Genomic DNA, 23,203 nt, shown 5'->3' on the forward strand with positions numbered 1-23,203 from the left:
AACGAGCAAAAGCCAACTGTTATTTGTCCCGCTTGAACAGCTTGTTATGACGATTAATACAATGGACTATCTGATTTTAAAGAAGATTGATGAACCTTGCAGGCTAACCCATATGTTTTGGCCGATGATGATACTAAATCTAAAAACCATTTTGGTGCTGTTGGTGACACAAAAATATTTTCAATAAGGTTATTTAAATCTACCGGAATTGAAATTCCTGATTCAGGGATTGCTTCTACCCCTGAAATACTCCAATCCTTATCACACTTACATACTACAGCTCTGACCTCATTTTCATGTTCAAAGCTTTTCCTTTTTAGTCGATAAGCACCGATAAAGCCCATTTCTGGGGTATCTCTTTCAAAATCTATATATTTGACAGGAACCACAGTAGGAAGGTAACCATCAGGAGCGCCTTCAAATAACTCTTCTACCAAAACCTCCACGCGAGTCTGAATTGCCACTCCTTCATCGCTTTTTAAATACAAACTCCACATAGCCGCAGACTCATATTCATTACGGTGCCAGCAGTTGATTGCAACATGTTTTCGCAACTTTTTCCGCGTTAATGGATTTTCATGCATTCCGTGGAGCTCACCCCCAGAGTTTAAATAACTAGATGGATAGGAGCCTTCAAAATCGTCTAGCATGCAATCTACTCTAGATATATAGAGGCACTTTGAACTCAGTAAACTAATGAACTTGGTGAAGTCTAGATATCTCCATACTTTTAATCTTCCATTATACCTTCACATCGTCATAACGCCGGCAACAGCGGTGAGTTAAACTGGCGCTTGTTTTGCGGCTCCTTGCAAAACAAGTGACAGTTTGACGAGTCCGTTGCTTGCCCATGTTATGCATTTACTTCAATGCTGACATCGATCGAGTGTGAACTAATAATATTTTGTTGCTCAACCTCATTAACAAACTCAGTGTTACACGGGTTATTTATGCGAGTAATATTGCCACCAGACTTAGCGATATATTTATTGCTTGCTAACACAATTGCTTCAAATGCTGCGATTGCAGTAGGGTATTGGCCAATAGTCTGGTAAGCACTATAAAGCTCATTATAATTTGGATCATAAATAATTGCTTCAGCGGCTGCCATATCGGTATTTGGCACAATAACATGAGCTGAAATCTTAATGTTATTATCTGAATAAATATCTACTTCTTGAATCGGAATCATCTTCTATCCTTTTAAAATTAACTATCTACTAACACTGTGCATAACGCCCGCATAACCGGACGACATGGAGCGACCAGCGGAATGGCGTTCCGCGTTGATGCGCTTGTTATATTTGAAACACGCCATATCTAAAAAATACTATTACTCTGGAGCTGGTACTTTATTTGGAAATTCATAGATAAACTTCATTAACATTTCAGAAAAAGCAATTAGATCTTCACAGTCGCTTTTACTCATTAGAGCAATTTCATGAGTAGCTTCGTTTCCTTTTTTTCTAATGTGGTCAACCCAGCCGCGGCCATTTGGAGGAATATAGCCCTGCTCTGCAAGATAATTCACGTAATGAATAAATGGTTTACCTATTTCTGCACCTTGCTTTACGCCAATGTTCATTAGCAATTTTCTGCAAAGTAGAACTGACCCTGTATAGGCAGATGCAGCAACACAGTTCCGCGCTTCTTTGTACAATTCGGCTAAGTCTTCTGGCAAATGACCAACATCGTTTCCTGGAGCTACATCTGGATATTGCGCACCGCGCCCATTAAAATGCGTAGGTTGTGAGCAGTGAGTACAGAGATAAATAGCCTGATTATCATTTGAATAAAAGCCATCGCGAGTTGCAATGATATTGCCACAATGACCACAAGTATATTGAATTGACTTCAACTGATTTACGTTTTTCCATACCATTTAAAATAACTCCATTTTCAATATAACGCCTCGTTAAGAGGCAATAAAATAGTTGGCTAAAATTAGCGACGAAGGAGCAAAAGCCAACTGTTTTTTGTCCTTTTAAACGACTTGTTAGCAATCTATGAACCGAACCTAGACGCTATCTCTATTTTATTTACTAAGTAACCTAAAATACCAACGCCGCCATCCCAATCGAACTTATTTATTAGCTCTAAGATCCTTTGCGCTCTGGCTTTTTGCTCACTGCTTGCAGTAGTTGAATTAACAACTTCATTATATTTTTCTACAACGTCATTAGTGCCATGACGATAGGACTTACATGTCATTATGTATGTTTCAAGAACTGCCCCGTAATTGTTGGCAATCAGTTCTTCGGCTCCACTTTTAGAAGAAAGATGTTCAAATAATGCCGCTGGAGTCATTTCTTCATTTACAAAGGATTTATATAAATTAGGCTCTTTAACTTTTAAAACTATTAGATAACATAGGAATAGAGGATAAAGTGCGTAGTCGTTAGGGGTTGTTCTAATAGCTAAGCTTAATAAGGAGCAACAATGTTCTTGCTCTCTTAAAGTAAGATTATATATTTCAAAGAATTCAGAAAACATTTCTAAGGCTTGACGCCCCTCATACTGTGACTCTCTTCCTGTTTTGTTTGAAAAATAGCTATTGAAATCAAATTTCTTAAATAACGCTTTAACAAAAAGACCTTTTTCTGGAGGCGGTAAAAGGTAATCAAAATCTATAAACCTCCTCAAATATCCGTTTACATTGAGGTCTTGTCCGTACACGGCCTTAATTGAGTGCCCAAGTTGGGTTTTATCTGCACCTAATACAAATACTATATTACTCACATTAAAGAAATGCTTTGCTTTTTCAAGCACCTCAATTGAAAAGTTGGGTCTACATCGATCTAGTTCATCAATGATAAATACTAAGGGTTTGGGATCTTCTTTAGATGAAAAACTTGTGGCGAGTTCCTGTAGTGAATCTCTAAAAGCAGATAAAGTCTTTTTTGATTTTTCATAACTTTCTAGTTCTTCTTTTGCGATTGACTCAGCAAAACCTGCAAGAGCTTGCTCTGTTACTTTATCAAGATCTAGAGCACCTGCTGTTGCAACTTTTGCTGCTACAGGAACAGTTCTTTTTAGCAAGGTTACTCCAAACCCTTTCGCCTTATCTAGGTACTCTTTTGCCTTGGAGATATCTTCAGGTGCTGAGAGTTCGTCAATTCCAGAGCTGATTTCACCAATAATTGAAACTAGTGCATCATCTGTAAAATCATTTTCCCAAGCATTAAAATAGATAGTTGGTACTGCACTATCTTTAAGATGTTGTTCCCACATCCTTAAGAAAGTAGTTTTTCCTTGTCCCCAAGGAGCATCTAAACAAACAACCATAGGATCTTGAGTTGAGAGAACGAATTGAGTAAGAACTTCTGCGCTTTCTAACCTATTTAATTCATCATTTAAAAATGGGCTACCCGGCTCAACTACTAATTCACGATTCTTGATAATCACTCTGACTCCTTGAGATTGCTAACAGCTTATTCAAAGGATCTAAACCCGCAAGTTGTAGACATAAAATCCTTCTATTTTTTAATACTTTAAGTTTAACTCTGTATCTAAATGTAAATCAAGGGATTTATATTTGTTGTTTTTTTGTTGTTGTAAAATACAAGAAATAATCCCGCGAGTTGTTGAAAAAAAACTAAATACAACTACTGTTTTTATATACAGCACCAGCTAGAGCAGATTATGGCTTCTATATTTTTAGAATCAATCCGTGACTTTATGATAACGCGTCGTTATGCCAAGCGTACTATAGACACTTATCAATATTGGATAAAATTTTACATTTTATACCATGGTAAAAAACATCCGGCGCAATTGGCAGAGTCGGAGGTTGAGCAATTCTTATCTTATTTAAGTAATCAGCGTAATGTTGCAATGAAAACTCAGGCAACGGCTTTAAATGCTTTGGTATTTTTATACCGTCATATTATTAGTCGACCGTTATCACTTGAAATGAATTTTAATAAATCACTCGTGTCACCTAAATTACCGGTAGTACTGACCCGTGAAGAAATACAGCGTTTATTATTGGCAATGGATCCAAAGTATAAACTTATCGCTCAGATACTTTACGGTAGTGGTCTACGTTTAATGGAAGCTGTAAGTCTACGGGTAAAAGATGTCGATTATGACTATGTCTCATTAATGATTTGGCAGGACAAAGGCAATAAAAACCGCAGAGTAACATTAGCACTCGAACTACTGCCGTTGTTGCGCAGCCAAAGTCACTTGGTAAATGACTACTGGCATCGAGATAAACAAGCAACAGACTATGCCGGTGTCTGGCTTGCGAATGCATTAGCTAGAAAATACCCAGCGGCTCCTTATGAAATGAGCTGGCAATATTTGTTTCCTTCAGCCCAGTTAAGCATGGACCCAGAAAGTAAAAAGCTGCGTCGCCACCATATTGATGAAACAACAGTTCGTAAAGCAATTAAACAGGCAGCAAAGCTGGCAAAAATTCAAAAAAATGTTACCTGCCATACACTACGGCACTCGTTCGCTACCCACTTACTTGAATCTGGTGCAGATATACGCACGGTGCAAGAACAACTCGGCCATAGCGATGTTCGCACCACGCAAATATATACGCATGTTTTACAACAAGGCGCGAACGGGGTAATTAGCCCACTAAGTAAAATATTATAAAGTTTGAATTTAAAAGACTTTTGTCTAATCTAATAAACTTTAAAAATGAGCTATAAATTGGAGGCAATGCAATAAAAGCACTTTAACCAAAAGGGGCTAACGTATGTTAGCCCCTTTTGTGTGTGTTTTATTTACAGTGTGTTATTCAGTAACAACAAACCATAGCCAGCGAGTTGCTCGTCATTGAGGTCGTGTTGCCAGTTAGGCGTTAACCCATTGCGTTTTATGCTACTGATGCTTTGCGGGTTAGCGGTTAAATTAAGTATAAACATACTTTTACTGCCGTTTAACTCGCGAGTTATTTCGACAAGGCCATTGTTGTGCTGTGTTAATTCATAACTGCCTTTAATACCCAGCTCTGGGCGCTGTTTTTTTTGTGCAATTAAGTGCTGATATAAACGCCACAGTGAGTCAGATTGTACTTGTTGCGCTTTTACATTGCGATCAGCAGCATTAATTTGCTGTGCTAAATATTCAGGCCACCACTGGGTGTAGTTATCACCAAACAGTTCAGCCTGCTCAACCCAACTTGTTTGAGCTTGAGTAAAACCAGCTTGGTTGCTGTTATTCCACTGCATTGGTGCGCGTTTATAAACATCGTGACCTGTGCCACCTTGTGTTAGGCCAATCTCTTCACCGTAATAAATATACGGCGTGCCAGGAGAGCTAAATAACATGGCAGCAGCAAGTTTTGCTTTATCGTCGTGTTCAACAAGTTGATAAGCAACACGTTCTTGGTCGTGATTAGTTAAAAACGGTGCAAAAAAATCAAGCGGCGCAGTTGAATCAATACGCTGCTGTAAATTTTGTTTGAGCACATTGGCATCAACTGTATTCACTTTTTGGTTAGATTGCATGGTGCCAAATTGCGCTTCACCACTGGCATCGGGTTTTAATAAGCCCAGTATTTTATAGCCCACTTCAAAATCAAATCCTTGATCGAGGCCCTTACCTTCGCCAAAGTATTTTGCAGCAACAGGAATGTCAGCCCATGCTTCACCCACTAAATACGCCTCTGGATCAACGCTTTTTACGTATTGGTTAAAGTGCTGCCAATATGCAATGGTTTCGTCGGTATCGGCTTGCGCATCTGCGCCACCTTCCATTGCAAAACGTACTGCGTCTAATCTAAACCCTGCAACACCTTTATCAAGCCAAAACTTAGCCATTTTTTCCATTTCGGCAACAACATCAGGGTGGCGTAAATTCAAGTCTGGTTGGCTCGCTCCAAACGCACCATAGTAATACTGCTGACGTGTTTCATTCCAATGCCATACAGCATCGGGTTGGTCGTTATTACTCCATGCGTGGCCCCAACCACTTCCGGCTTTTGGCATATCGTCGCGCCAAATAAAGTAATCTGCATAAGGGGCTTCATTATTTGCTGAACGCTGAAACCATTCATGGTTACTTGATATATGGTTTATAACTAAATCAAGTATGACTTTCATGCCTTTGTCGTCAGCAGCTTTTATAAAGGCTTCAAACTCGGCCATGCTGCCGTAGTCGTTTTCTACTTGATAAAATTCAGTAAAATCATAGCCATGATACGACGGTGCTTCAAACATTGGGGTTAACCACAGCGCATTTACGCCGAGCTCTTGTAGATACGGGAGCTTTTGGGTCATACCATTAAAATCACCATGACCATCAGCATCGCTGTCGTAAAAACTGCGGGGCCAAATTTGGTAAAAAATGGCGCTTTCCCACCAAGGGTTTGCTTGTTGTTCAGTATTTAGTGGCGATGTTTCGGTGTTATTCGTTTTGTTATTTAATGATGGTGCGCTTTGGCAGCCTGTTAGCATGATTGCTAATGCTAATGCTAATGCGCTCAAGGTAAATGTTTTCATTTCAGCCTCGTTATTATTGTAATAAATAACATAGCCGTATTTTACTACGGCTATGTTAGTTAGTTTGCGGTTATTTTAGTGCTTTAGTTACCACCGGGTAATGATCCCATACCTGCTTGTCGCTTAGTGAGCGCACTAGCTTTACGTATTCCGCATGTGTCCACGCCAATGGTGTGGCCGAGTTAGTACCCTCGCCTAACGTGTAACCCGCTTTATTAATGCCTACACCATCCCATACTTGTTCAGGTAGCATCATCCCTTGGTTAGCAAATTGCTCTAGCCCTTTTACATAGCTATTTTTAATAGCCTGCTGTTTTGTTGCATCTAAACTATTATTGGCATTTGCGGCGGCAATTTCGTAATGACCACGTTCACCGGTAAAAAATGGCCAAACTCGCCCACGCTGCCCTGGGCTATTTTTTCCACCTTGCGCATAGTTAGCGCCCGTTACCTCGTCTTCACCGTACCCGTCGTTACCATAGCGGCGGTAGCCTGCAAATGTGCCGCTGCCGTCAGTAAACTCAAAGCTGTATTTAACTTGTAGGTTATCTGTTAGGGTTTCATCATCATATTCTGGGAGTGTTTTTACTATGCTAGGCGCTAGCGCATCACGTACGCCATAGCGAACGAGTTCTAAAAATCCACCATCGAGTATTTGCTTTTTATTAAAGCCTTCACGGCCATTATTAGCGTTAATTTTAGTATTTGAATTGGCGTCTTTATCTTGGCCAATACGAATAAAATATTCACCATCTGAGGCACTCGACTCTAAATTACCAGCCGTTGTAAACATTAATTTTTCAATATCATTATTATAACGCTTAGCTGTATTTAGGTAACGTGTTGCATTGGCATCATCACATGCTAGTTTAGCGATATCGGCTGCAGTAATTAAACCGGCAACAACCGCGGCGGTGGTTGATGGAGAATACCCTTCTTGCTCTTCCCAGCGTTCTTGCTGAGTGGCTGGCGGCGTTATTTGTGTGTCGTTCCATAGAATGTTTGCACGACCACCCTCAACTAAAAAGTCTGCCGCAGGTTTTAACATACGACTATACCAATCAGTGAGCTCTGCATCACTTAATACACCTGCCTGATGGAGTTTCCAAGCAAGCATGAGTGGCATTGCAGTTTGGTCAAGTTGTACGCCCACCCATTCTAGTTCACCATCAACATGTGTTTTTTGTAAAAACCACCCTGTATCGCCTTTATTGCCTGGGGTTTTGCTGTTTACTTGAACTTTTTCAAGGTATTCGAATGCGGTTTTAGCGGTCGCATTATCGCCCATGGCCATAAACGCCATGGCAACTTGATAAAAGTCGCGCACCCATACCGCTTTGTAACCAGTAGAGCCTGTTTTAGCCGATACGGTTTCGCCCCATGGGTTAGATAATGAGGCAATAAGTGCGCCTGCATGAGTTTTATCTTCTTGCGCTTTAAGTACCATGGCACTGATGTAAAGTAACTTGCCGTTATCTGCTGTTTGTTCGCTCATATTATTTAGCGGTGCAAGGCTTTGCAGGTAGTCTTGCCAACCAAGCGCTTCGCCTTTACCGTTGTAATTATCAAGCACCGCTTGGTAACCTTTGGCTAACGTAGCTTGCCCTTGTTTAAAGCTGATTTGTTCGCTATTACCAAAGCTTAGGGTTAAATCGAACTGGCTGTTTTCACCAATTTCACCCAGCTCTGCAAGTAGGCTAACATTACCCGATTGTTCACCGGTATTTTTATAAACCTGAGTAAGCTGCTGAGTTGTTTTAAGCTGGCTTAAACCATCGCTCACACCTGTAAAACCAACACTTGTTTGTTTAAATGGCTGCGCACCTTGCAATGAAAGGTAGCTGTTGTCTTGCCATGCCAGCAATCCTTGTTCTGTTGTTTTAGCAAAATCATCAAGGCCGTTATTATCAACATACGGGTTAACGCTTACGTATGCCTTAACGCCTTCAAGCTGGGTATTAAAAATACTGCGTACAAATAAGCTTTGCCCATCAGGATCGGTAAATATGTGTTTTTCGAGGCTAAAGCGGCCTTGTTTATCTTTGCTTACTACTTTGTAAGCTAATGATAACGGGCGACCTTTATCGTCTTTGTATAAGTAGTCAATGGTAACGTCTAAATCGTCAGCTTCTGTGACTGTAAAATCCTTTCCTACTACCACAAATTGCATGTCTTTAATTTGCGCTTGGTGAATAAGCCCAAACATCGTTTCGGTGATCATACCTTTGGCAATTGAAAACCATACTTTTGACACCGTTCCTGTGGGGGCCTCATCACTGTAGTGGCCATTTTGATATTGCTCAAAAGATGTGCCAATACCGGTTTTACCTGCATAGGCCCAAAATGGCTCTGCGCCAGGGGCTCCCGGTGCCGATACTTGCATCATAGAGCTGTTTGATGGCTCTTGCTGCGCGCCACAAGCAGTTAAACCAAGCATTAATAAACTGGTGGTAATTGTATTTAATTTTTTCATTTTAGAGCCTTAATTAATTTCAGTTTACTCGTTACTTTACTGAGTGTGCTTAACACGCAATACCGCAACCGCTGCAAGTACAAACGACACAGCGCCCAGTACTAATGCGTAAATAGGTTGGTTTTCAAAAAAGTGGCGTAATATTAACCCCAGTACGCTGGCGGCTAATAATTGTGGGATCACAATGAAAAAGTTGAAAATACCCATGTAAACGCCCATTTTATGGCTCGGTACCGAGGTGCTTAACATGGCATAAGGTAATGACAAAATAGACGCCCACGCAAAACCTACGCCTATCATTGGCCAAATAAGTAAACTTGGATCTTTTATAAACATAAAGCTCGCTAGACCCAGCGCACCTAAAATAAGGTTAAGTGCATGTGCTACTTTTAAGCCGACGCGCTTAACGATGATCGGGATACATAAAGCAGCAATCGCGGCAAAGCCGTTGTAAGCGGCGAATAATATACCCACCCAATCTGCACCGTTGTTGTACGCTAACGAGCTGGTATCGGTACTACCGTAATGAAAGCTAGTAACCGCTGAGGTGCTGTAAATCCACATAGCAAATAACGCAAACCAACTAAAAAATTGTACCCATGCCAATTGCTTCATCGCCTCAGGCATAGTGAATACATCATTCACTACATTATAAAAACCGCCGCTAGTGTGCTGTTTAGCTTTTAATGCCGCTGCAATAAATTGAATAACACCAAAACTAACTAACCCAGCAGCCAGCAAGTAAAGTTCTTTTTCCAGATCCAGCCCTAATACCGTGACTAAAACAAGCAAACCTAAGCCGCTAAAAATAACGCCGCCTTTGGTAAAATTAACACTATTAGTAATATTGGTTTGTGTTGTTTGTGATTCTTGTTGATTAAATTGTGCGAGCTGCTCGGGTGAGTACTCTTTTGTAGTGACAATAGTCCAGCCAACTGCAATAAATAAAATAACCCCACCAAAGTAAAACGAATACTTTACAGAATCAGGAATTTGACCAATCGGTGCGGTATTAGCAATATCAAACCAGTTGGTCATCATCCAAGGGAGTGCTGATGCAACCACCGCTCCCACACCAATAAAAAAGCTTTGCATGGCATAGCCTGTGGCGCGCTGCTTGTTGGGCAGGTTGTCACCTACTAAAGCACGAAACGGTTCCATGGTAACGTTAATTGAGGCATCCATAATCCACAGCATACCCGCAGCAATCCAAAGCGTGGGGGAATTTGGCATAATAAAAAGCGATAGCGTGGTTAATATAGCGCCATATAAAAAGAAAGGACGGCGGCGGCCTAATTTACCCCAAGTTTTATCACTCCAATAACCAATAATTGGTTGCACAATTAAGCCGGTGAGTGGCGCTGCAACCCATAAAATAGGAATATCATCGACATTAGCGCCGAGTGTTTGAAAAATTCGGCTTACGTTACCGTTTTGCAGTGCAAAGCCAAATTGAATGCCTAAAAAGCCAAAGCACATATTCCATATTTGCCAAAAGCTTAAGGTTGGTTTGTTGTTATAATTCATGATCAGCCTTATTTGTTAAAACGGCACTACTGAGTGCATCAAGGGTCAGCGTAAAGGTTGTACTTTGTTTCTCATCGCTCGCCAAAATACCGTTATGCGACTCTAATAGATCGTATAGCGTTGAGTTTGGTTTGAGCATGGTTGCTTGATTTAGCGTGAGCGTAATAGTGACTGTTTGTGATTGCTGGCTAAAGTTGCTCAGCACCCATAATGATTGCTGACCTAAGGTGCGTACAAAACCCACCACTCTATCACTGCCTGTTACCATCAAGGGTGCCATATCACCGGCAACAACAGCAGGTAAGCCATTAAGTTCCATAATTGCAATATAGTATTGACGTAACTGTGCTTGCTCAGGAGTTAAATTTGCGCCATCAAACTTGCCATTATTCATCCATGCTTGGTGCGCTGGTACACCAATGTAATCAAAAATACTAGTGCGTGTAGGCGAACCAAAGCCTGCATTTTCTGATCCATCTTCACCTACCTCTTGACCAAAATAAAGCAAGGTTGGCGAGCGACTAATTAAGTTAGAAACCACCATAGCCGGTTTCCCCCATGCTGCGTTGCCAGCAAAGTCAGGACTTGCGATACGTTGTTCGTCATGGTTTTCTAAAAAGTGCAGCATGTGCTGTTCAATGTCTGCCACTTCAGCTTGTGCTTTAAATAACGTTTTAGCGGGTTGTTTACCTTGCATAATCCCTTTTAGGGTGTCGTAAAAACCGACCTTGTCATACAAGTAGTCCATTTTACCTTGGTGAATATAGGTGCGGTACATCAATGGGTTATATACTTCGGCGAGTAAAAACGCATCGGGTTTATGTGTTTTTATTGATGAATTTAAAAAGCTCCAAAATTCAACGGGTACCATTTCAGCCATATCATAGCGAAAGCCATCAACCCCTTTATCTAGCCAATAAAGGGCAATATTTCTAAATTTATACCAACTATTTGGCAGTTCTTTATCTTGCCAAAATTCATAATGTGCACGGTAATCTTGGTTTTCAAGCGATTTAGGTAAAGTTGGAAAGTCTAGGCTGCCATCGGGTTTAACACCGTAGTTAACTTTTACCGTTTCGTACCAGTCGTTTATATCAGGCTTTGGAGCACGTGCACCATTGCCAGTCCATTTTGCTGGGATTTCACTAAATTGACCATCGGCTAAAGGGTGTTTGTTGCCACCTAATACTTGGTAGCTGTCGCTTGTTGGTACTTTAAATGATTCACCCGGTACATAGTAAAAATTATTATTTTTAGCATACGCCTTGCTAGTATCATCGTCCTCGCCAAAGTCTTTCACACCGTTAGGCTTTGCGATTGAGTGATAATCTCGAGCCACATGATTAGGAACAATATCAATAATTACTTTCATGTCATGCTCATGAGTACGCTCAATTAGCGCGCTGAACTCTTCGAGTCTATTAGTAACATTAATTGCCAAATCAGGGTTTACATCGTAATAATCTTTTATTGCGTAAGGCGAACCTGCACGCCCTTTTACCACATCAGGATCGTCTTGTTTTATACCGTACTCAGTGTAATCACCCACCAAGGCATGATGCAAAACGCCGGTGTACCACACATGCGTGGTACCTAGCTCTTTAATGCCTTTTAATGCCTCGTCGTTAAAATCAGCAAACTTACCAACTCCATTTTGCTCTTTGGTTCCCCATGGCACATTAGCGGTTTGGGTGTTACCAAATAAACGAGTAAATACTTGATATACCACTGGCTTAACTGGGTCTGTTTGCTTAACTAACAAATCTGTTTTTATCTCTTTGTCATCACTGCAACCGTGCACCAGCAATGCGCTGCATATAAGCAACGGCGTGTAAAATCTTTTTTTCATTGTGTGTGTCATTTTTATTTCAGTGTTGTTATAGGTTTATACTAAAGCTAAGTAAGGCTTGGTTACAGTTGCTGCATACGTATTCACAGCCATATTCAGTGACAATTAACCCGCAACCAAAGCACCACGTCACGCCACTTAGTTTGTTTTTAACTTAGCTAAAAACTCTTTATGAGTAGGTAGTTTATCTACCGTTGAATTTATTAGGGTTTTTAACGTTATGAATAAATCCGTTAGTTGTTCACTGCTTAATGAGTCAACAATACTGTTATAGTCATTTGGTATTAGGCCTTGACCTATAAACACTTGCTGCCAAGCTACTTCTGCAAATAACTCGTCGTTTTCGCGCACGACTTTGCCCGTTTGTTTAAATAAATCCATTTTATGCGCTAACGATTGAGGAATTTCCATTTGCTTACATTGACGCCAAAATGGGGTGTCTTCTCGCTCAGTTAATTTATAGTGCAAAATAATGAAGTCACGAATATGCTCGATTTCACTGATGCTTTGCTTATTAAATTCAGTTACTAACGCATCACTAACCCCATTATGAGGAAACAACTTAATTAAACGTGTGACCGCACTTTGTATTAAGTGAATACTAGTAGACTCTAAGGGCTCTAAAAATCCACTAGAGAGCCCTACTGCGACTACATTTTTATGCCACTGCTTTAAACGACGACCTGTTTTAAATTTAATTAAACGCGGGCTTGTTGTTGGCTCACCCGGTAAGTTATTTAATAAAAGCGCGGTTGCCGACTCATCCGATAAATAACGGCTGCAATACACTAAGCCATTACCTGTTCGATTTTGTAGCGGAATTTGCCACTGCCAACCTGCATTATGTGCTATTGATCGCGTATAGGGCTTTAATTCGTTACTGCCTGTTGATTGCACTGCAACAGCACTATCGCAAGGTAAATAATGTGACCAATCAACAAACCCCGTATTAAGAGTTTGCTCAATTAAAAGTGCGCGCTGGCCAGTACAATCTATAAATAAATCCCCTTGGATTTGGCCATTATCGTCAAGTGTTAAGTTGGAGATATTACCTGTCTCAGGGCATTGATTAACGCGTTCTATTTTTGCATCAATGTGTTTAACGCCGCGTGATAATGCAAGATTTTTTAAATATTCAGCATATAAAGTGGCGTCAAAATGAAAAGCATAACTAAGCCCTGGTAATTGAGTATTAGGAATAGTATTTAGTAGCGTAAATTTGTGCTGTTTAGCGGCTTGATAGTTAAGAGAAAAATCCCATAAAGAATCCTCGCTGCCATTAATGTGTCCTTTTACCCAAAAATTATAAAAGTCACAAAAGGGAAAATCTTTACCAAACGAGCCAAATGCATGCATGTAGCTATGCCCTGGTGTTTTCCAATTTTCGAACTCTATACCCAGTTTGATAGACGCATTAGTAGCATTTATAAAATCTTGCTCATTAATACCGAGCGCATTATTAAGCCCAATAATAGGAGGAATAGTGGCCTCTCCCACACCTATAGTACCAATGCTACTTGATTCAATAAGGGTAATATTAATTACTTTACCTAACACTTTATTAAGTAGTGCTGCGGTTATCCAACCAGCTGTTCCACCGCCGGCAATGACGACATGTTTTATTGGCTTCATATTATTGCTCACTTTTTTAAATCAGAATTTAAAAAGTTTGATAAAACTTAGGTAAAGTAGCTATAAAAAAACCCTTGTAAAACTAATTACAAGGGCTTCTTAATACAAAACTTATTATAGCTTGTAACTTACACCGAGTAAGTAAGTACGGCCATAGTCTTGATAGTCACGCACTTGCAGCGCATTATCGCCTTGCAATGATGTAAACGCTTCTTCGGTAATGTTTTGAATTTGGAACGTCATTGATAAGTTCTCAAAACCAGCAATACCAGAATCAGCAAAGTCATAGCCTACTTGCGCATCCCAAATAGTCTCGCCAAGTATATCAACTTGTTGTGTTGCAAAACCTGAACCGTAGATATCACCTTTAAAGTCACTACGTTTACGCATGCTGGTACGTGCTTGGAAACCATTGCGTTCGAAGTACACAGTTAAGCTATCAATTTTATCTGACAAACCTGGTAGTTCGTAATCGTTTCCGTTTTGATCTTGCAAGTCTTGCTCAACGCTGGTGTGGCTCGCAATTAAACCAAAACCTTCTAATGACTCATGTAATACACTGAAAGGGAATGATAATGAAAGCTCATAGCCCCATAAATTACCATCGCCACCATTCACTTTACTTGAACGGGTAGCTGTATTTCTATCCGCTGGAGGAACTTCGCCGGTTGCTGGGTCTTCTTTACCTGTTACATCAACATCATAACGCTCATCAAAAATCCATTGGTCAATGTCTTTATAAAATAACGCTGCTGAAAAGTAACCTTCTGCATCAAAGTAGTTTTCGTATGTTAAATCAAAGCCTGTTGCTTCTTTTGGTTCAAGCTCTGCATTACCACCAGATATAGACCAGTAGTTACCATTTTCGTCAGGCTTTTCGCTGTTATAGCTTGTCTCAATCGATGCATGCATTTCATCAAGGCGAGCACGAGAAATTGTTTTAGCCGCGCCAAAACGAATTGTTTGCTCTTGGTCGATTGCAAAAGATAAGTTTAAGCTTGGTAATACATTTGAATAGTCGTGGCTAATATCAGTAGGTGATGCAACCACTAAACCATTAACATTTGATGCTTCGAAGCCTTGTGATGACTGCTCAGTGCGTACATAACGTATACCTACATTACCTGTTACCGGTATGCCACCAATCTCAGCGTTAATGTCTGCTTGAATAAATGCAGCGGTAACTTCTTCTTGTACCGTCCACGAACGCGTCAAGTGTTTTTGATCCGTTAAGCTTTCTTGTAATAGATCGTAATAACCATCATTTACCAGGCCATTGGTGTCATAAGCAATCATGTCACCCATGCCAATAAAGTCTAAACTTGCTGAGCCTAAACGGTATTGCTCTGGCACTGATACCATACCTGGATTATCTAAAGAAAAATCTTTTAAAGTCATGAAGTAGCCTTCAGACTGTTTTACTTTCTCACGGTCACGGTAAGATAAACCAAGGTTAATACGGCTAAAGTATTCGTTTTCAAGTACTTTACTGGCCGCTAACTTAAGCGTTGAAAGCTCATCGCTAATTTCTGGGGCATTAATAAAGCCATCTTGTGCGGTATTTTGATAAGCCGTGTCATTTAAGCCGTACTTATTATTAAGCGCAGCACTGCTTCCCCAAGATAAAGGGCCGCCTAATTGAATTAAGTCGTAGTCGCTGTAATCAAGCTCATGAGTGAATTGTGCGCCCGTATTTCCACCATCAAATGCATACCCTATGTTATCGGCAACACCATTTGAATCGCCACGGCCAGTACCTGAGTAACTCTCAATACTCCAAATCGTACGGTCAACTTCTGAGTGGCTGGCATCAAATTCAACTGACCAATCATCGTTAATATCGTATTTAGCGTTAAAACCAAATTGTGATAGTTCTGCTTTTCGCTCTTCATAGTCGTTTCGAACAACAACACGCTGACCTTCAGTGATTGCACTGGTAATAAAGCCAGACTGCTCATCTACAGTAACACTATTTGGGTCGATGCTACCTTGACCCCAGGCGAAAGGTACTTCGATACCACGTAAGATTTTTTCATCATTAAAATCTACATATAGCGCATCAAACGTCATGTTTAAACGATCATTTGGTGCAGCTTCCACTACTAGCATCGCTGAATCACGTTCAAGTGTTGATGAGCGTACGAAAGGTTTAGCGCCGCCTAAAATTGAATAGTTTTGGCCATCATTCCCTGTAAACTCAGGGTAACCCCAAGAATTCCAGCGTTTTTCTTGGTTTGGAGAACTCATTGTGTTGTAAGCAAATGCTACACCTATAGTGTCATCTGCAAACTGGTCTATATATGAAACGGTGCCACGAAAACCTTTGTCATCGCCATCCGGGTTTAATTTATCAAAGCTAGTTTGCTCATACTGACCATTAAACATGATCACTTGTTCACCTTTACTTAAAGGCTTTACCGTTTGCATGTCGATTACACCGGCAATGCCTTCAGCTTCAATGCTAGCACTTGGCGTTTTATAAACGGTTACGCCGCTCATTATTTCTGATGGGTAAAGGTCAAACTCAACACCACGGTTGTCACCAATAGAGACTTGCTCACGACCATTAAATGTTGTTGCGCTTTCGTTTTCGCTAAAACCACGAACACTTACACGACTAGCACGGCCATCAAGACGTTGCGCTGTTAAACCTGGTAAACGTGCGATTGACTCTGCAATAGATGAATCAGGAAGTTTACCAATGTCTTCAGCAGAAATTGACTCAACCACCTGTGTTGAAAAACGCTTAGTATTTATTGATTCAACAACACTACCGCGAAAACCTTTCACTTCGATGATTTCTACATCATCATTTTTTATTGTTTCTTCTTGTGCCGCAGTGGTGGCAAAGCTTGATAATCCGGCAGCAGTTAATGCTAGCGTTAGTATACTTGGTTTGAACATAGCCATAATGTTTTCCCGTTACCCATAATGTGATACCCGCTTACTTGCTTAAGTGATAGTTAAACATGCGAGCTTATTTTGTTGTCGGAATGAATATTAACGCTCGTATTATTTTATTAACAACTTATTGCATACGTATTCAAAATAGCACCGCACGCACAAATTTAACATTAAATTTACAAACCAACATATAACCAACTGTTTTAAAATAGGTTATTTTGGTGCAAGAGCATTTTATGAGTTTAGTGCTAACCACTATTTATTTTTTTATGAAATAAACCTTTCATAAAACGCTGATAAAGAGAAGCAAGGAAATTTTATTTTTTAATTAATTACTAAATACACTATTTATACAAATGAAATTGGTAAGACCAATAACTAAAAACACCAACTCAGTGCAGACCTTTGTTTTTGTGCACCTAAACAGCGCAAACAATAAATTAACAACTCCATATTAGAATTGGTAAAATATAATAAGAATAATCCACGACTCAAATCGATTCCCTGAACGATTAGTTCATCCTGTTTTAATACCTTAAAATCGGTGCATACGTATGCAGGATTTTTACAGTATGACAGGCTTCAAGTATGCTTTTTCAAATAAACGGGGATTATTACCTCTAAAAAAAGAACAACACAAAGACAGTGTGAAAACGGAGAAAAGCATGGCCCAAAAGCAATGGTATAAAGGTGCGGTTATTTATCAGGTTTATCCGCGTAGCTTTCAAGATAGCAACAACGATGGCATTGGTGATTTAAAAGGGATAATAAATCGTATTGATTACATTAAAAGCTTAGGGGTGGATGCTATTTGGATCTCACCTTTCTTTAAATCGCCAATGAAAGATTTTGGTTATGATATTAGCGACTATCGTGATATTGACCCGCTTTTTGGTAATTTAGCAGATTTTGATGAGTTAATTGCGCAAGCGCATCAACGCGATATTAAAATTATTATTGACCAAGTGCTTAGCCATACCTCAGACCAACATCAATGGTTTATTGATAGTCGTGAAGACTTAACCAACGATAAAGCTGATTGGTATGTATGGGCCGATGCTAAAGAAGACGGCACAGCACCTAATAATTGGTTGTCTATTTTTGGTGGCGGTGCATGGCAATGGGAGCCACGTCGTGGACAATATTACTTACATAACTTTTTTACTGAACAGCCTGATCTTAACTTTCATAACCCCGATGTTCGCCAAGCCGTACTAGATAATGTTGAGTTTTGGCTTAAAAAAGGCGTGGATGGCTTTAGGTTAGACGCAATTAACTTTTGTTACCATGACGCTTTACTTCGTGATAATCCAGCAAAACCAAAAGAAAAGCGTCAAGGCCGTGGCTTTAGCGAAGATAACCCGTATGCATTTCAGTACCATTACTACAATAATACCCAGCCTGAAAACATAGAGTTTATGCGTGATATTCGTACTTTACTCAACAAGTATCCTGGTACCGTATCACTGGGTGAAATTTCATCTGAAGATTCATTAGCCACAATGGCAGAATACACCCAAGGCGGCGATAAACTGCATATGGGCTATAGCTTTGAGCTTTTAACTGATGATTACTCGAGCGAGTATATAAGAAATACCGTTACTACACTTGAGCAACGCATGACTGAAGGCTGGCCTTGCTGGGCATTTAGCAACCATGACGTAGAACGTGTTGCTAGCCGTTGGAGTGAAACGGGAGAGGTAAACCCAGCGCAATGTAAAATGTTAACCGCCCTACTTGCCTCTCTTCGTGGCAGCGTGTGTATGTATCAAGGTGAAGAACTCGGACTCGGTGAAGCCAGCGTTGCGTTTGAAGATTTACAAGACCCATACGGCATAACTTTTTGGCCAAACTTTAAAGGTCGTGATGGATGTCGTACCCCAATGCCTTGGGTAAACCTAGATAACTCACAACCAAATGCACACAATGCAGGATTTAGTGAGGTAAAACCGTGGTTACCTGTTGATCAACAACACAGGCTACAAGCAGTTGCTGAGCAAGAGAATGATGCAAACTCAATATTAAACGCGTACCGTGAATTTATGGCCTGGCGTAAAAACCAGCCAGTATTACTTGAAGGTGATATTGAGTTTATACAAACCGCCGAGCCAATTTTGGCGTTTTACCGCACATTAAACGAAGAAAAGATGTTGTGTGTATTCAATTTAAGCGGGGCAAAAGCAGAGCTTGTTATTGATGTTAGTGTTGAGAAAGAACATAACACGCTTTCTCATTACAACGCGCAGCTTAATAATAAAACACTGACCGTTGAGCCATTTGGTAGTTATTACGCCAACTGCAATTAGTATTTACATTATTAAAAATAAAAAACCCGAGCATTGCTCGGGTTTTTTATAGCAAATTTTTAGTGGTTAATTGTTTTACTATTTAAATAATCAGTAAATGCAAATAGTACACCTGATACCACAAACGTAACGTGTATCAGCACTTTCCAGAGTAATTCATTATTAGAATGAGACGTAGAACTTATAAATACCTTAAGCAGCTCAACGGCTGAAATGGCCACTATTGCACTGATCAGCTTCATTTTTAAACCAGAAAACCCGACCTTACCCATCCATACAGGGCGGTCTTCATGATTTTCGATATTAAGCTTAGAGACAAAGTTTTCGTAACCGCTAAAAATAATAATCAATAGCAGACCTGCTAACAATGCAGTATCAACTAAAGTTAAAATACCAACCAACAGCTCTTGATTACTAGCAGTAAACGTCGCTATCCCCATCATATATAGTTGTTTAAAAAACTTTATAAGTAGTAAAACCACAGCAAATAATAAGCCTACAAAAAATGGGGCGAGTAACCAGCGTCCTTTAAATATAAACGACTCAAGACCGTGTTCAACTTTATGAACAGGGTGTATTTTTTTATTTGTATTATTTGTGTGTGGCTCTGACATAGGGGCACCTAAAAATTAAAACGCGACATTAGCTTAAATTAAACGCTAACACAATCACTTCAGCCTAAAAGTAGGTACGCAATATGCTTATCCTGACGATAAAAATTTTTCGTTTTCCTTTGTGTGAATTGTGATTAAAAATCAGTTTACCAACAGAGATGTTCTGGCTTGGTTACACTTGTTTTATGTAGGCATTATTTGAATGCATAATCGATTGTTACTCCATTTTTAGGAATAAAAAAATGAATAAAGCATTACTCGCGTTAATCGTTGCACCATTTTTCGCTTTATCAGCTGCAAATGCAGTTGCAAGCGATACTACAGACGCTTCAGCCGAAACGATTCAAGAGTTCACAGAAATGTGTATTAGCTGGGCTAAAGAAGACGACGTAAGCGATGAAGCAATTTATAACTATGTTTTAAAGTGTGTGAATGATGAACTAACATCTGAAGGCTATAACAAAGTCACTGCTGTTAAGATTTAATGAATAATTGAGCGGTTCAAACCTAAATTGGTTACATTTTAACTCTGTAAAATAAAAAATCAGGTTAAAAATGCCATTGCGATAGGTTTGATAATGCAAAAAAAAACCGGAACTGTCACAGGCTGTGCGTTCCGGTTTTTTATTATTAAAGCGATGAATAATTAATTATTCATCATCTTTTTTTGGTTTGGCTTTAGCTTTACTTTTAGCTGGCGCTTTTTTAGCTGCAGCTTTCTTTTTAGGCGCAGCTTTTTTCTTAGCCTCTTCTACCCATTTACCACCCTCATAATGGGCCGTCCAACCAGTTGCTTTACCATCAACTTCAGTCATCACATATTGGACTTTGTTTTTACGACTGTAACGCACAACAGCAAGGTTGCCATCAGGATCTTTGGCTGGTGCATCAGCTAGGTAGTAAAACTTAGGCGAAATACGATCTCTAAAGCGTTGTAACTCTTCTACTTTAGGAGCACGTGTTTCTCGTGATTTAGGGAACGTATTTGCAGCTAAGAAAATACCAGCCGCGCCATCACGTAATACAAAATAGGCTTCAGACTTTTCACATTCTAATTCAGGGATATGAACTGGATCTTCTTTTGGTGGCGCAGCTTCGCCATTTTTTAACAACTTACGTGTATTTTTACATTCATCGTTGTTACAACCAAAATACTTACCAAATCGGCCTGATTTTAATTCCATATCAGCGCCACATTTATCACATTCGATAATAGGGCCGTCGTAGCCTTTAATTTTAAAGGTACCCTCTTCAACAACATGTCCCTGACATGCTGGGTTATTACCACACACATGCAATTTACGGGTTTCGTCGATAAGGTATGAATCCATCGCTGTTTCACAAATAGGACAGCGCTTCATTTGCATTAATGTTTCTGTTTCAACGTCTTCAACATCAGCTGCAACCGCTTCATCACCCGACACTAAATTCATAGTAGTAGTACAGCGCTCTTTAGGTGGCAGGTTATAACCTGTACAGCCTAAGAATACGCCCGTTGAAGCAGTACGAATGCCCATTTTTCTGCCACAGGTTGGACAGTCAATATCGGTTTCTACCATTTGATTAAGACGCATGCCGCCTTCATCTGGTTCGCCTTTAGCAATGTTTAACTGGGTTGAGAAATCAGCATAAAACTTATCGAGAACTTGCGTCCAAACACGCTCACCTTCAGCGATATCATCTAAACGACCTTCCATTTTAGCGGTAAAATCGAAGTTCATTAAATCAGTAAAGTTTTCAACTAGGCGATCGGTAACAATTTCACCCATTTTTTCAGCGAAAAAGCGACGATTTTCTACTCGAACATAGCCACGATCTTGAATAGTCGAAATAATAGACGCGTAAGTTGAAGGACGGCCAATACCACGTTTTTCAAGTTCTTTAACTAAGCTCGCTTCACTAAAACGTGCTGGCGGCTTGGTAAAATGCTGCTTAGGATCAAGCTCAACTAAGGTGAGAACTTCACCTTGCTTAACAGCAGGAAGTGATTGATCTTCTTCGTTCTTTTTACGCACTGCTGGCTGTACTTTAGTCCAACCATCGAAGCGAAGCACACGGCCTTTTGCCTTTAATGTGAAATCATTGGCGGCAACGGTTAATGTGGTTAAGTCGTATTCAGCAGGCACCATTTGACAAGCCACGAACTGACGCCAAATAAGCTCATAAAGCTTTTTAGCATCTGCATCCACACCTTCAACATGCCCTGAAAGTACCGATACGCTGGAAGGACGAATCGCTTCGTGCGCCTCTTGTGCATTACCCTTTGAGCTGTAATTAATTGGATCAGCAGGTAAATATTTTGCACCAAACTCATTGGTTACATACTCACGACACATCTCAACCGCATCTTTCGATAAGTTAGTAGAATCGGTACGCATATAGGTAATGTAACCACCTTCATATAGGCGCTGCGCAAGCATCATGGTCTTTTTAACGCCATAACCGAGTCGAGTACTGGCGGCTTGTTGCATGGTTGAAGTAATAAATGGCGCACTTGGGCGACTCTTACTTGGTTTTTCTTCAACGCTTACAACTTTGTATTCGGCATTCTCAAGGCTTTTAACTGCTGCTGTAGCTTGTGCTTCATTTACAGGCTTAAATGGCTTGTCTGCTTGTTTAGTGACTTCTAAACGTAAGTCAGACTCGCTATTTTTAACATCTGCATGAATATCCCAGAACTCTTCAGGAATAAACGCTTTAATTTCACGTTCGCGTTCTACCAATAAACGCACTGCAACAGATTGAACTCGTCCTGCCGATAAACCTCGTGCAACTTTAGCCCACAACAAAGGTGAGACCATAAAACCAACCACACGGTCTAGAAAACGACGGGTCTGCTGTGCAAAAACCATATCGGTGTTCAATTCACCCGGTGTTTCAAACGCTTGTTGTATTGCATTTTTAGTGATTTCGTTAAACACGACGCGCTTATACTTTTCAGGTTCGCCACCAATAATTTCTTGAAGGTGCCAAGCAATTGCTTCCCCTTCTCTATCCAAATCCGTTGCGAGATAGATTTGATCAGCATTTTGGGCAAGCTTTTGTAATTCTTGAACAACCTTTTCTTTACCCGGCAATACTTCGTAATGTGGTTCCCACCCTTTTTCGGGATCGATGCCCATACGCGCGACTAAGTTAGAGTAGTCACGTTGCTGTTTATACGCTGCTTTCTCATCAGGTGGCATTTTACGAACCTCAGCAGGTGTTTTGCTTGCTGGTACTTTGTTTTTGCCCGATCCTGATGTAGGTAAATCTCGTACGTGCCCAATACTGGACTTAACGATAAAATCATTACCTAAGTATTTATTAATTGTTTTAGCCTTAGCAGGTGACTCTACAATTACTAGCGATTTGCCCATAGTTGCCTATTTCTAACCTAGTTTTTTAAATGTGTTTAGCCGACTCATGCGGCGCGAATATTTATAGGTATATCTACAAAC

The 23,203-nt window shown here is 40.1% G+C and carries 15 protein-coding genes; 3 read left to right on the plus strand and 12 right to left on the minus strand.

Annotated elements, in window-relative coordinates; translation table 11 throughout:
* Positions 1-53: 53 nt before the first annotated feature.
* The 4 genes from CWB78_RS00790 to CWB78_RS00805 all read right to left on the minus strand — a co-directional run bounded on the left by CWB78_RS00790 (position 54) and on the right by CWB78_RS00805 (position 3,405).
* Positions 54-650 carry a hypothetical protein gene (locus tag CWB78_RS00790; RefSeq protein ID WP_138593922.1) on the minus strand — a complete coding sequence of 199 codons (597 nt, stop codon included), beginning with the start codon at positions 648-650 and terminating at the stop codon, positions 54-56.
* A gap of 203 nt (positions 651-853) precedes the next feature.
* Complete coding sequence (locus tag CWB78_RS00795) at positions 854-1,192, minus strand: hypothetical protein (RefSeq protein ID WP_138593923.1); 339 nt, start codon at positions 1,190-1,192, stop codon at positions 854-856.
* A 141-nt stretch (positions 1,193-1,333) separates the two neighbouring features.
* Positions 1,334-1,882, minus strand: coding sequence for a DUF4145 domain-containing protein (locus CWB78_RS18865; RefSeq protein WP_212750854.1), 549 nt, complete (start codon positions 1,880-1,882; stop codon positions 1,334-1,336).
* Between the two features lie 122 nt (positions 1,883-2,004).
* Positions 2,005-3,405 (minus strand): KAP family P-loop NTPase fold protein, encoded by a 1,401-nt coding sequence (locus CWB78_RS00805; protein ID WP_138593924.1) that lies wholly within the window; start codon positions 3,403-3,405, stop codon positions 2,005-2,007.
* A 237-nt stretch (positions 3,406-3,642) separates the two neighbouring features.
* Between CWB78_RS00805 and CWB78_RS00810 the strand changes: the two genes are divergently transcribed.
* A complete protein-coding gene (locus CWB78_RS00810) occupies positions 3,643-4,608 on the plus strand; it encodes an integron integrase (RefSeq protein ID WP_138593925.1) in 966 nt (321 codons plus the stop codon).
* Between the two features lie 131 nt (positions 4,609-4,739).
* Here CWB78_RS00810 and CWB78_RS00815 read toward each other — a convergent pair whose 3' ends face one another.
* From CWB78_RS00815 to CWB78_RS00840, 6 genes are all read right to left on the minus strand, one after another.
* Positions 4,740-6,458 carry an alpha-amylase family glycosyl hydrolase gene (locus CWB78_RS00815; protein ID WP_138593926.1) on the minus strand — a complete coding sequence of 573 codons (1,719 nt, stop codon included), beginning with the start codon at positions 6,456-6,458 and terminating at the stop codon, positions 4,740-4,742.
* 70 nt (positions 6,459-6,528) lie between these two features.
* Positions 6,529-8,931, minus strand: coding sequence for a glycoside hydrolase family 15 protein (locus tag CWB78_RS00820; RefSeq protein WP_138593927.1), 2,403 nt, complete (start codon positions 8,929-8,931; stop codon positions 6,529-6,531).
* 36 nt (positions 8,932-8,967) lie between these two features.
* A complete protein-coding gene (locus tag CWB78_RS00825; RefSeq protein ID WP_138593928.1) occupies positions 8,968-10,458 on the minus strand; it encodes an MFS transporter in 1,491 nt (496 codons plus the stop codon).
* On the minus strand, positions 10,448-12,307 hold the full coding sequence (locus CWB78_RS00830; protein WP_138593929.1) for an alpha-amylase family protein: 1,860 nt from the start codon (positions 12,305-12,307) through the stop codon (positions 10,448-10,450). Before CWB78_RS00830 ends, CWB78_RS00825 begins: the two co-directional genes overlap by 11 nt.
* A 138-nt stretch (positions 12,308-12,445) precedes the next feature.
* Entirely contained in the window at positions 12,446-13,939 is a 1,494-nt protein-coding gene (locus tag CWB78_RS00835) for a tryptophan halogenase family protein (RefSeq protein ID WP_138593930.1), read from the minus strand.
* 114 nt (positions 13,940-14,053) lie between these two features.
* On the minus strand, positions 14,054-16,849 hold the full coding sequence (locus CWB78_RS00840; RefSeq protein ID WP_138593931.1) for a TonB-dependent receptor: 2,796 nt from the start codon (positions 16,847-16,849) through the stop codon (positions 14,054-14,056).
* 659 nt (positions 16,850-17,508) lie between these two features.
* Between CWB78_RS00840 and CWB78_RS00845 the strand changes: the two genes are divergently transcribed.
* On the plus strand, positions 17,509-19,149 hold the full coding sequence (locus CWB78_RS00845; protein ID WP_138593932.1) for an alpha-glucosidase family protein: 1,641 nt from the start codon (positions 17,509-17,511) through the stop codon (positions 19,147-19,149).
* Between the two features lie 59 nt (positions 19,150-19,208).
* On the opposite strand, the gene CWB78_RS00850 is transcribed toward CWB78_RS00845, so the two are convergent.
* Positions 19,209-19,763 (minus strand): TIGR00645 family protein, encoded by a 555-nt coding sequence (locus tag CWB78_RS00850; RefSeq protein WP_054200807.1) that lies wholly within the window; start codon positions 19,761-19,763, stop codon positions 19,209-19,211.
* 242 nt (positions 19,764-20,005) lie between these two features.
* Between CWB78_RS00850 and CWB78_RS00855 the strand changes: the two genes are divergently transcribed.
* Complete coding sequence (locus CWB78_RS00855) at positions 20,006-20,248, plus strand: hypothetical protein (RefSeq protein WP_010389786.1); 243 nt, start codon at positions 20,006-20,008, stop codon at positions 20,246-20,248.
* Positions 20,249-20,413: 165 nt separating this feature from the next.
* Here the strand turns inward: CWB78_RS00855 and topA are convergent, their stop codons facing one another.
* Entirely contained in the window at positions 20,414-23,122 is a 2,709-nt protein-coding gene (gene topA, locus CWB78_RS00860; RefSeq protein WP_013464804.1) for a type I DNA topoisomerase, read from the minus strand.
* Between the last annotated feature and the right edge of the window lie 81 nt (positions 23,123-23,203).

Origin of the sequence: Pseudoalteromonas sp. S1612 (assembly GCF_005887175.1) — a bacterium.
GTDB classification, from domain to species: Bacteria; Pseudomonadota; Gammaproteobacteria; order Enterobacterales; family Alteromonadaceae; genus Pseudoalteromonas; species Pseudoalteromonas undina.